Raw genomic sequence first — 9,123 nt, forward strand, 5'->3', positions numbered from 1 at the left:
CGCGACTAGTCGACGTTGAAGTCCAGATTGACTGGGCTGTCCGGGAATTCGCCGTCATCGAGGAGTTCGGCGGCCGTGGCGGCGATATCCGCGCCGACAACCTCCAGATCCATATCGCTGATGCGAGCCTCGCCGGAACCTTCCAGGAGCAGACCGAAGGCGATGTACCGGGCCTGCTCCGGCACATCGGAGACGACATGATGCTGGGTCCATCGGGTGGTGCCACGGATGCGGCGGTTCTCCATATTGTCGAACAGTAGGACCTCGCCCTTGTGGCCGTTCACTCGAATCCAGAGGCCGATCGAGGAGGCATCCGGGCCGGTGGTCTTCACGTAAGCCGACAGCCGAACTCGCTTGCCGCGGTAGGACTCCGCCTTCACCATCTGCATCAGCGTGCCGAAACCGCTCGCGTTCGGGCGCGAACGGACATACCCGGCGGGGCTGTGGCGGCCGCGCACCGTGCGGTCGATGCCGATCTCGTATTTGCCCGGATCGCTTTCGCTCAGTACCCATCCCGTGAGCAGACGACCTTCGGCGGAGGCGAATCCGGGCAGCGCCTTGGTCTCCAGGAAGATCTTCGTGGTCTCGATGCGGATGTGTTCGGTCTCGGCTTCGAGCTTGCGAGTTTCGGCGGCCGTGCGCTTGCGGGTGGTGAGATAGGTGACCAGGGCTACGCACAATCCTCCGAAGAGGGAGGAGACCAGGCCGAGCATTATGGAACCGTTCATCTCCCCGGCCTTCGATCGTCGAGCACCGAATCCATTCTCCCGAACCGGACACGATCACGCCGTCGAACGGTTGATCGATTTCGGCACCAGCCCACAGTTGCTCGCCAGTTATCCTCTAATCATGAGTTCCCCGAGCGCGACGCTGACGGTCTGGGCCGGCTCCTGGCTCACCGGCCGCAGCGCCCCCGACGATGTGCTGGACGCACTGCGCGCCTGGGCGCCCCGCCAAACCGTTGCGGCCGGGGACCCCGTCACCGGCGGCCACACCGGTCTACCGTGGGCCGCCGACGAATCCGATGAACCCACCGGGGCCGGAATCATGGTGCTGCTCAAGCTGATTCGCGAGGCCCTCACCGGGCCCGACGCCCAACTGCGCCTGGTGTTACCGATCCCCGGCGATGTGCGCGGCGTACCCGTCGGCACCGAATTCGCCGCCGCCGCAACCGAAGCGGGCGAAGGACTGTTCGTCGGAGCACCCGGCAGCAATGGCACCGGACTGGTCCCCGTCTGGACCGATGACAACACCTTGCAATGGCGGGTCTACGCCACCCCCATCCCCTTCGCCCTCGAACCCGATATGCCGCTCGGCGAGGCCGAGTACGCCATGCGTCAAGCCGTCCGCGACGCCGCCGACGCCCTGCAACAACTCCACACCACCCAGGTCGACCCCACCGGCCCCAGCCCCCGCGACCTCATCGAAGACGAACTGGCGGCCCTGTCCCAACACCAATACCCCGACTCCCTCCCGCTGCGCGCCCGCCGCGTCCTCGACGCCGCCGACCAGGTAGCCGCAATCCTCACCGTCGCCGAACGCGCCCCCGCCTCGGCCCCCACCTCCGCCACCGCCATAGCCGCCCAGGAATCCCTGCTCCGCCCCCTCTGGAACGCCATCCGCTCCGCCCGCCTGGCCGCAGTCCACGCCCGCGGCTAGGCCAGAAACCCTCAGTCGGCGAAGATATCCGAGGCCTTCGAAACCTCGAAGGCCCGGTCGAACCAGACCTCGAGCACCGCGGGATCCGCGCACGCGACAACCCGCTCACGCACCTCCGCGGGGACCTCGAAGCCACGCTTGTTCAAGACCGCCGGCACAGCCTTCACCATGCCCGCAGCTCGACCCTCGGCCCGCAGTCGATGTCTCAGAGCGAAAGAACGAAAGATCCACGGCCATCAGATTCCTCCAAGTCTCTGCTGTGCTGTAGATCAGCCCTTCCTTTGCCGGAAACCGAGTAGGGATCTGCGGAGAGCGCTGAACAGATAGCCGGCCGCCCACACTGAAATCAAAATGAGAACAACGAACATCGGTAGCCAGCTGTCCTTATGGTGATCGACGCTCCACCAGACTCCCGTAAACAGAATCGCGCAGATAAACAGCAGGATGTCGCGCAAGCCGCCGCGATAGGAGGCGGCCGCTCTGCGCAGCGGCCGGTATCGGTTGACGGTCGCGACCAGGTCGTCGATGCGACTATCGATGCTCCGTTGAAGTTCGGCTCGCCGCTCCACCTCCTCCGGAGGTACGCGGTCCAGCAGTTCCATGTCCTGCTTGATCGTCTTGCGGACATCCGGGCCCTTCAGATATCCCGCGGCTGCACCGAGAGCCAATCCACCGGCGATGGGCGCGATCCCCACAGCAAGGTCAGCCAACGCAGGCATGCTTCGGTCTCCCTATCCACTCCATCAATATCGCGGCAAGCACCAGTGTCTCGAATGCCGGATAGGCGGCGGGCCGATCGCCCGGCCATGGGTGATGGCCGAAGACGACGGATTCACCGTTCACCAGCATGAGGTCGATCTCGGTGTGCGGGATGCCTGCAGCCTCGACGATGTCTTTTACGGTCTGATGCGGACGGATCGGCCGGAGCTGTGCCGCGCACCGCGCGGCCAAGGGCACGAAGCCCTTCAGCTCGGCATACACCCGCGGTTCGACACTTGCGGCCACAGGACCATTGTCGCCCCGACACTGACCGAACGCATCCTCGCATGTCCCCACCTGCCGCTGATGGCGTTGAATTAACGCACGCGACGCCGAATACGACTGGCGACCGGGCCGGGTCTACTTCCCGGACACTTCGGCCAGACGACTACGGCGATAGGCGCGCACAGAGCGCCAGACCACCGGATTTCCTGGCCCTCCCGAACTCCACGTGGAGCGGTCTGCCAGACCTGCAGCTGCACTGTGGCTTCCGCCAGTGCCAGCTTCAGCTGCTCGCTTTCCATCCGTAGCCGCCGCTGCTCCGGCGTGCCCTGCGCCCCGGCCGGGCCACTGGGGATCTCGTCCAGAGCCTTGGTCCCGGCCTCGAGGAACGCCTGTTTCCACTTGCCGACCGATGCCGTGCTCACCCCGCGCCGCCTGGCAGCTTCCGCGGCACTCATCTCCCCGGCCAGCACCGACAACACCACCCGCACCTTGTCCTCGACCGGAACCTTCAACCGCCGTGACCTGGCCACAGGATCGGCTCCTTCCTGGCTCGATGTGCTCGGAGCGGAAACCGAGCAGCCCTGCCAAGAAGTTCGACTCGCTAGATACGAACTGGATCGCAAGTATGTTCGATTACCGGCGATGGTGCGTGGCTTGTCCGGCGAGTTGGGCGGCACACTGGCGTGGCGGCGGGGAACAGGCCGGTGTCCGATTTGTTCAAGACCGAGGTGGGTGGACGGGTTTACGGTCGGGGTATGACTATTCAGGTTGATGTGGTGGGGATTGTGGTGGCTGATATGGCGGCTGCGGTTGCGTTTTATCGGCGGCTCGGGGTGGAGTTTGCAGAGGGGGCCGAGAAGGAGCCGCATGTTGAGGCCACGCTGGGGGGTGGGGTGCGGTTGGCTTTGGATGCCGAGGCGACGATTCTTTCGTTTCATCCCGGGTGGCGGAGTGGGACTGGGCGGATGGGGTTGGCTTGCCGGTGTGAATCGGGTGCCGAGGTTGATACCAAATTCGAGGAGATGGTGGGGGCGGGGTATCACGGGGAGTTGAAGCCGTTCGATGCGTTTTGGGGGCAGCGGTATGCGACTTTGCATGATCCCGATGGGAATGGGGTGGATTTGTATGCGGCGCTTGGATAATCGGTCAGGGGCCGAGTAATTCGGTGAGGGAGAGTCCTGTGAAATCTCGGATTTCGCGGGAGAGATGCGGTTGGTCGGAGTAGCCGGTGATGGCCGCCGTTTCCGCGAGGGGTGTGCCCGCCCGCGCCAGTGCCAGAGCTCGTTGCATACGCAGAATTCGGGCGAGGATTTTCGGGCCGTAGCCGAAGGCCGTCAGGGATATGCGATGCAGGCGGCGCGGGCCGAGACCGAGGTCAGCGGCGAGAGTTGCGACCGTGGTTGTGCCCGACCGTAGTTCCGTCACGATACGGGAGACGATCAGGTCGACAGGGTCGGCGGAAGCGGTGCGCCAGTGGGCTATTGCCTCGAGTCCGGCGGTGGGCGACGGCGCGGATTCGAAGAGTCGCATGGCGCGGCGCGTTTCGGCGAGGGTCCACACATCCGCGAGATCCGGTCGACCATCCAGCAGTGCATGGGCGGGCACGCCGAGCAGAGTGGGGGCCACTCCGGGGAAGAAGCGAATGCCGGTGACGCGGGCGGGGCGATCGGCAGTTGGGTGGTATGCCCGGGTGTCGGGACCCGCGATCGCGAGCCTGCCGTTGATCCAGAGCAGATCCATACAGCCGTCGGGAAGAACCGGCGTGGCGACATCGACCGTCATGTCACGGGTCCAGACGACGGCACCGGGCAGACGCGACGGGCGTTCCCGATAACCCTGTGACACATGGACATCGGGTAAATCACCAGGTCGTGTGAGATGAGATCCGTTGAAACAGGCCATGTTCGGCACATCGTGCGTGAATGCATCACGCGCACAGTTGCACTCGATGCAATGTTGCATGACATGCCGTCCCGGCGACGTATTCATCACCGCTTGCGGGCGACCCGCTCCAGCGCTGTCTCGGCGAATTCATTCCAAGACCTCATGTACCCGACCATACTCAGCCACACCGACAGCTCGGCCCTCCCAAGTGGGGCGAGTCTGTTTGAATGGACGGCATTCGAGTCCGTCTCCGGAAGGTGTGCCGGTGTCACTCCCCCGCCGTCTCGCGGCATTGACCGCGGTATTCCTCGGCTTCGCGGCCCCATTGCCGGCCGGAGCCGTGATCGGCGGCAGTGATGCGCAGGCGAGCGCCTATCCGTGGCTGGTGGCGGTCGGCAGTCCGGTCTTCTTCGACCGGCCGTCGGGGCAATTCTGCGGTGGTGCGCTCATCGCACCGGATCAGGTGATCACCGCCGCGCACTGTGTGCAATTGGCGCAGTTGCTGCCGCAGGCGCTGACGGTGACCTTCGATCGCAGTGAACTGAGTTCGGGTGAGGGATTCACGGTCAGTGTCACGGCCGTGCGCATTCACCCGGATTTCCGGCAGGACACCGTGGACGGGGTGGACGTGTACCACCATGACGTCGCGATTCTCACCCTGAAGCAGGCGCAGTCACGTCCGACCGTCGAAATTGCCGCGCCACAGGGCACTTCGGGCACCATCCTCGGCTGGGGCGGGACATCGGACGGCGATACCGCCAACACCCGGTTGCATATGACCACTGTGCCACTGGTCGGTGATGACGACTGCGCCCGCGCGTACCCGGGTGCATTCGATGCAAGCGAGATGGTGTGCGCCGGATCCACCACTGCCGATACCGGCGAATACGACAGCGGCGGCCCACTACTCACCGACGGCAAACTGGTCGGTATCACCTCATGGGGTCGCGGTGCGGCCCAGCCCGGCTATCCGGGCGTGTATACCCGCCTGCCCGCACCGTTCTGAGCTCAGCATTTGGTGATCGACTGGTCGAAGGCGAAAACATTGTGCGGGTCGTACTTCCGAGCGATCTGCCGCAGGCGAGGAGCGTTCGATCCGTAGTAGGCGGTCGACCAGTCGCTCAGGTCCTTATCGATGTAGTTCACGTACGCGGTATTGCCGACCAGCTCACCGAGTGCGTCCCGGACCTCGCTCACCGCTGTCCGTGCGGCCGGGGTGGTCGCCCCGACATAAATCTGTGCGGTCGCCAAGGCACCGCGATACGGGAATGCGGTGTCCGCGACTCCAATTCGACTCGGAGCCCCCGCCAAACTGTCCAGCAGAATATCCATCCCGGTGCGCCCGGCAAGCAATTGCGTCAACTTGGAAGGATCCGAAAGCGGCTGAGTCAGCACTCGCGACGACGCCGTGAACGATTCGCGACCGAGCACTCCCCCGCCATTCCAGCTCGGACGACACTGCTCCGTCGAATAATTCGAACAACCCCCGAAATACTTCATCGCCGATAGATAGTCCTCGGACAGCGAATACCGGTTCGAGGGTTGTACTCCGGTCGCCGCGACCAGTTTGTCCACCAGCTTGTTGAGCTGACTCTCGCTTCCGACATAACAGCCGTTGATCCGGCAGGTCGGCGGATTCCCCGCGGTAATTCCGAGGGTGGACCAGAACTCGTCCGGAGCCGATTGTGTGAACGACTGCCAGCCACCCAGAACATCGGTGAGCGAGCCGGCCGGGAAGCGCAATTGGAATACCGCCAATTGCGGCGCTGCCACCGTCCGGAAGGTGAATGAGGTGACCACACCCAGGTTTCCACCGCCACCACCGCGCAGCGCCCAATACAGATCCGGTTCGGAATCGGCGGCGGCGGTACGCAGGACACCGTCGGCGGTGACGACCTGCGCCGAAACCAATGAGTCACAGGTCAATCCGTACTTGCCGCTGAGTACGCCCATACCCCCGCCGAGCGTCAGCCCGGCAATGCCGACGGTCGGGCACGAGCCACCCGGCAGGCAGCGCCCGGCCTGCGCCAGACCCGAATACACGTCCATCAACCGTGCGCCCGCGCCGATGACCGCCGTGCCGTCCGCGCCGACCTCCACCGAATTCAGCTGTCCCACATCGACAATCAGCGCGCCATCCGGTGTCGAGTAACCGGCGTAACTGTGTCCGCCGCTGCGAGCCGCGATCCGCGTACCGGACTCGGCGGCAATGCTGACGCACGCCTGCACATCCGCCGCAGTGGTGCAGCGCGCGACCGCCGCCGGTTGCCGATTGTCGAAGCCCGGGTTGTACGCCAGCTTCGCGGTCGCGTAATCGGAGTCGGCGGGCAAGCTGAGCGCACCGGCCAGGCGCTGCCGCAGCGCGTTCCAATCCACCTGAACCGCAGCCGATTCCGGCAGACACCCGGTGAGCGCTCCCACGCCCAAGGCCGAATACGCCGCACCCAGCGCGGCAGTGCGCAGCAGGCTGCGCCGATTCATCGCCATGGCGATGTCCTCCCCCGAGGCCGCGCCCGGAGCCCGCCGAGCGCTGATTCAGAACGTCTCTACGACCGATGTATCGCGGTCCCAGCGCATCCCGTTTCTCTTCTCAGGCAAGCAATCCGTCGGCCAGGCGCGCCCATTCGGTGAGGACCTGCTTGCGCCGCACGCGATCCCGGCCCACCATCTCGTCGAGGGTGGCGCCGCGCACCAGGTTGATGGTCAGCCAGAAGGCCGATTCCAGGCGCTCGCGGGAGATGTCGATACGCGCGGCGCAGGCGTCGAGCAGCTCGACGGTCAGCTCGTGCTGCACGCGTAACATATTGCGCCGCAGTTCCTTTTCATTGGCGATGCCGACATACAGCTCCACCGCGGCCTTGCCGAGTTTGCCTGCGAACGGCGCGGTCACCAACTCGACCAGGGTCTCTCCGCGCGAGGCCGCCCCCAGCGTCCGCACCCGCCGCTGCAAGGCTTCGCGCTGCCGATCCGTCAGATGTTCGATGGCCTGTGCGAACAACTCCTGCCGGGTATGGAAGTGGTGCAGCTGCGCGCCCCTGGTCACGCCGGCCCGCGCGGTGATATCGGCGATGGACGCGCTCGCGTACCCCACCTCGGCCAGGCTGTCGATGGCGGCATCCAGCAGCAGTGCCCGCGTGCGCAGGCTCTTCTCCTGATGCTTGTTCGGGGGCAGGGCGGATACCACCTGGTCAGTCTAGCCAACAGCCGAACATTGCGTGCACCCTTGCACGCAATTGGGTGCTGGACGTAATGTGCTGGTATGCCCGTCGACCGCCTGCTGCCCACCTCCGAAGCCCGTGACCTCATCGAGCTCACCCGCGATATCGCAGATAAGGTCCTGGAACCCAATGCCGCGCTGTACGAGAAGCAGGAACGGTATCCGGACGAGGCGTTCCGGGCACTCGGCCAGGCCGGGCTGCTGAGCCTGCCGTATCCGGAGGAGTTCGGTGGTGGCGGGCAACCGTACGAGGTGTATCTCCAGGTGCTCGAGGAGCTGGGCGCGCGCTGGGCGGCCGTCGCGGTCGCGGTGAGCGTGCACAGCCTGTCCTGCCATCCCCTGTTCGCCTACGGCACCGATGAGCAGAAGCAGCGCTGGCTCCCGGAAATGTTGTCCGGCAACCTGATCGGCGCCTACAGCCTGTCCGAAGCCCACGCCGGTTCCGACGCCGCCGCCCTGCGCTGCCGCGCCACCGAAACCGAGGGCGGCTACCGCATCACCGGCACCAAAGCCTGGATCACCAACGGCGGCAAGGCCGACTACTACACCCTCTTCGCCCGCACCGGCGAAGGCTCCCGCGGCATCTCCAGCTTCCTGGTCCCGGCCGACACCCCCGGCCTCTCCTTCGGCAAGCCCGAAGAGAAGATGGGCCTGCGCGCCGTCCCCACCACCACCGCCGCCTACGACGACGCCTTCCTCCCCGCCGACCGCCTGATCGGCGACCCCGGCCAGGGCCTGTCGATAGCGTTCAGCGCCTTGGACTCCGGCCGCCTCGGCATCGCCGCGGTAGCCACCGGCATCGCCCAGCGCGCCCTCGACGACGCCGTCGCCTACGCCAAGGACCGAGCAGCCTTCGGCCGCCCCATCATCGACCACCAGGGCCTCGGCTTCGTCCTGGCCGATATGGCCGCCGCCGTAGACTCCGCCCGAGCCACCTACCTCGACGCCGCCCGCCGCCGCGACGCCGGACTCCCCTACTCCCGCCAAGCCAGCGTCGCCAAACTCATCGCCACCGACGCCGCCATGAAGGTAACCACCGACGCCGTCCAGGTCCTCGGCGGCTACGGCTACACCCAAGACTTCCCCGTAGAGCGCTACATGCGCGAAGCCAAAATCACCCAGATCTTCGAGGGCACCAACCAGATTCAGCGCCTGGTGATCGCGCGGAGTTTGGCGAACGGCTGATTCTCCGGGGTCAGGAGATCCAATGATCGCCACGCTGCCCCGCTGGGGCGCGGCAGACGGCGGTCTCAGAGAGCGTCTGAGAACTCGGTGAGGGCGTCGGTGTGAGGCTCGAGATTTGAGTGAACTCCTGGTAATTCAGTGTTTACCAAGACGCTGATCTACCAGGAGTTCGTGTGCCAGTATCGCCGATTTCG

11 protein-coding genes and 1 pseudogene are annotated in these 9,123 nt (G+C 65.4%); 4 read left to right on the forward strand and 8 right to left on the reverse strand.

The window, feature by feature from the left end:
* Nucleotides 1-5: 5 nt before the first annotated feature.
* Nucleotides 6-728: a hypothetical protein gene (locus GFY24_RS35460; protein ID WP_153809484.1), complete on the reverse strand. Its 723-nt coding sequence runs from the start codon at nt 726-728 to the stop codon at nt 6-8.
* A gap of 121 nt (nt 729-849) precedes the next feature.
* Here GFY24_RS35460 and GFY24_RS35465 point away from each other — a divergent pair, with 121 nt between their 5' ends.
* Complete coding sequence (locus tag GFY24_RS35465; protein ID WP_153809485.1) at nt 850-1,659, forward strand: hypothetical protein; 810 nt, start codon at nt 850-852, stop codon at nt 1,657-1,659.
* A gap of 11 nt (nt 1,660-1,670) precedes the next feature.
* Here the strand turns inward: GFY24_RS35465 and GFY24_RS35470 are convergent, their stop codons facing one another.
* The 4 genes and pseudogenes from GFY24_RS35470 to GFY24_RS41380 form a co-directional block, all read right to left on the reverse strand.
* Nucleotides 1,671-1,829 carry a hypothetical protein gene (locus GFY24_RS35470; protein WP_228566968.1) on the reverse strand — a complete coding sequence of 53 codons (159 nt, stop codon included), beginning with the start codon at nt 1,827-1,829 and terminating at the stop codon, nt 1,671-1,673.
* Nucleotides 1,830-1,928: 99 nt separating this feature from the next.
* Nucleotides 1,929-2,378: a hypothetical protein gene (locus tag GFY24_RS35475; RefSeq protein ID WP_153809486.1), complete on the reverse strand. Its 450-nt coding sequence runs from the start codon at nt 2,376-2,378 to the stop codon at nt 1,929-1,931.
* A gap of 43 nt (nt 2,379-2,421) precedes the next feature.
* Nucleotides 2,422-2,664, reverse strand: a pseudogene (locus tag GFY24_RS35480) (hypothetical protein); the annotation flags it as partial.
* A 71-nt stretch (nt 2,665-2,735) separates the two neighbouring features.
* The gene (locus tag GFY24_RS41380) at nt 2,736-3,173 is read right to left on the reverse strand and encodes a transposase (RefSeq protein ID WP_228566969.1); all 438 of its coding nucleotides are present in this window, start codon (nt 3,171-3,173) and stop codon (nt 2,736-2,738) included.
* 225 nt (nt 3,174-3,398) lie between these two features.
* Between GFY24_RS41380 and GFY24_RS35490 the strand changes: the two genes are divergently transcribed.
* The gene (locus GFY24_RS35490) at nt 3,399-3,785 is read left to right on the forward strand and encodes a VOC family protein (protein ID WP_153809487.1); all 387 of its coding nucleotides are present in this window, start codon (nt 3,399-3,401) and stop codon (nt 3,783-3,785) included.
* 4 nt (nt 3,786-3,789) lie between these two features.
* On the opposite strand, the gene GFY24_RS35495 is transcribed toward GFY24_RS35490, so the two are convergent.
* Nucleotides 3,790-4,488: a helix-turn-helix domain-containing protein gene (locus GFY24_RS35495; protein ID WP_309231716.1), complete on the reverse strand. Its 699-nt coding sequence runs from the start codon at nt 4,486-4,488 to the stop codon at nt 3,790-3,792.
* A 304-nt stretch (nt 4,489-4,792) separates the two neighbouring features.
* On the opposite strand from GFY24_RS35495, the gene GFY24_RS35500 reads away from it, so the two are divergent.
* Nucleotides 4,793-5,533 (forward strand): serine protease, encoded by a 741-nt coding sequence (locus GFY24_RS35500; protein ID WP_309231717.1) that lies wholly within the window; start codon nt 4,793-4,795, stop codon nt 5,531-5,533.
* A 2-nt stretch (nt 5,534-5,535) separates the two neighbouring features.
* Here GFY24_RS35500 and GFY24_RS35505 read toward each other — a convergent pair whose 3' ends face one another.
* Together GFY24_RS35505 and GFY24_RS35510 are read right to left on the reverse strand one after the other, a co-directional pair.
* Nucleotides 5,536-7,014 (reverse strand): FAD-binding oxidoreductase, encoded by a 1,479-nt coding sequence (locus GFY24_RS35505; protein ID WP_153809490.1) that lies wholly within the window; start codon nt 7,012-7,014, stop codon nt 5,536-5,538.
* A gap of 103 nt (nt 7,015-7,117) precedes the next feature.
* On the reverse strand, nt 7,118-7,711 hold the full coding sequence (locus tag GFY24_RS35510; RefSeq protein ID WP_309231718.1) for a TetR family transcriptional regulator: 594 nt from the start codon (nt 7,709-7,711) through the stop codon (nt 7,118-7,120).
* 75 nt (nt 7,712-7,786) lie between these two features.
* Between GFY24_RS35510 and GFY24_RS35515 the strand changes: the two genes are divergently transcribed.
* Nucleotides 7,787-8,929, forward strand: a complete 1,143-nt coding sequence (locus GFY24_RS35515; protein WP_153809491.1) for an acyl-CoA dehydrogenase family protein — start codon at nt 7,787-7,789, stop codon at nt 8,927-8,929.
* Nucleotides 8,930-9,123 lie beyond the last annotated feature (194 nt).

It is taken from the genome of Nocardia sp. SYP-A9097 (genome assembly GCF_009649815.1).
Taxonomy (GTDB): Bacteria; Actinomycetota; Actinomycetes; order Mycobacteriales; family Mycobacteriaceae; genus Nocardia.

What these genes read in the sequence shown, in the direction of transcription:
- GFY24_RS35460 (WP_153809484.1), bottom strand. Translation starts at nt 728, where the DNA reads ATGAACGGTTCCATAATGCTCGGCCTGGTCTCCTCCCTCTTCGGAGGA.
- GFY24_RS35465 (WP_153809485.1), top strand. Translation starts at nt 850, where the DNA reads ATGAGTTCCCCGAGCGCGACGCTGACGGTCTGGGCCGGCTCCTGGCTC.
- GFY24_RS35470 (WP_228566968.1), bottom strand. Translation starts at nt 1,829, where the DNA reads ATGGTGAAGGCTGTGCCGGCGGTCTTGAACAAGCGTGGCTTCGAGGTC.
- GFY24_RS35475 (WP_153809486.1), bottom strand. Translation starts at nt 2,378, where the DNA reads ATGCCTGCGTTGGCTGACCTTGCTGTGGGGATCGCGCCCATCGCCGGT.
- GFY24_RS35490 (WP_153809487.1), top strand. Translation starts at nt 3,399, where the DNA reads ATGACTATTCAGGTTGATGTGGTGGGGATTGTGGTGGCTGATATGGCG.
- GFY24_RS35505 (WP_153809490.1), bottom strand. Translation starts at nt 7,014, where the DNA reads ATGGCGATGAATCGGCGCAGCCTGCTGCGCACTGCCGCGCTGGGTGCG.
- GFY24_RS35515 (WP_153809491.1), top strand. Translation starts at nt 7,787, where the DNA reads ATGCCCGTCGACCGCCTGCTGCCCACCTCCGAAGCCCGTGACCTCATC.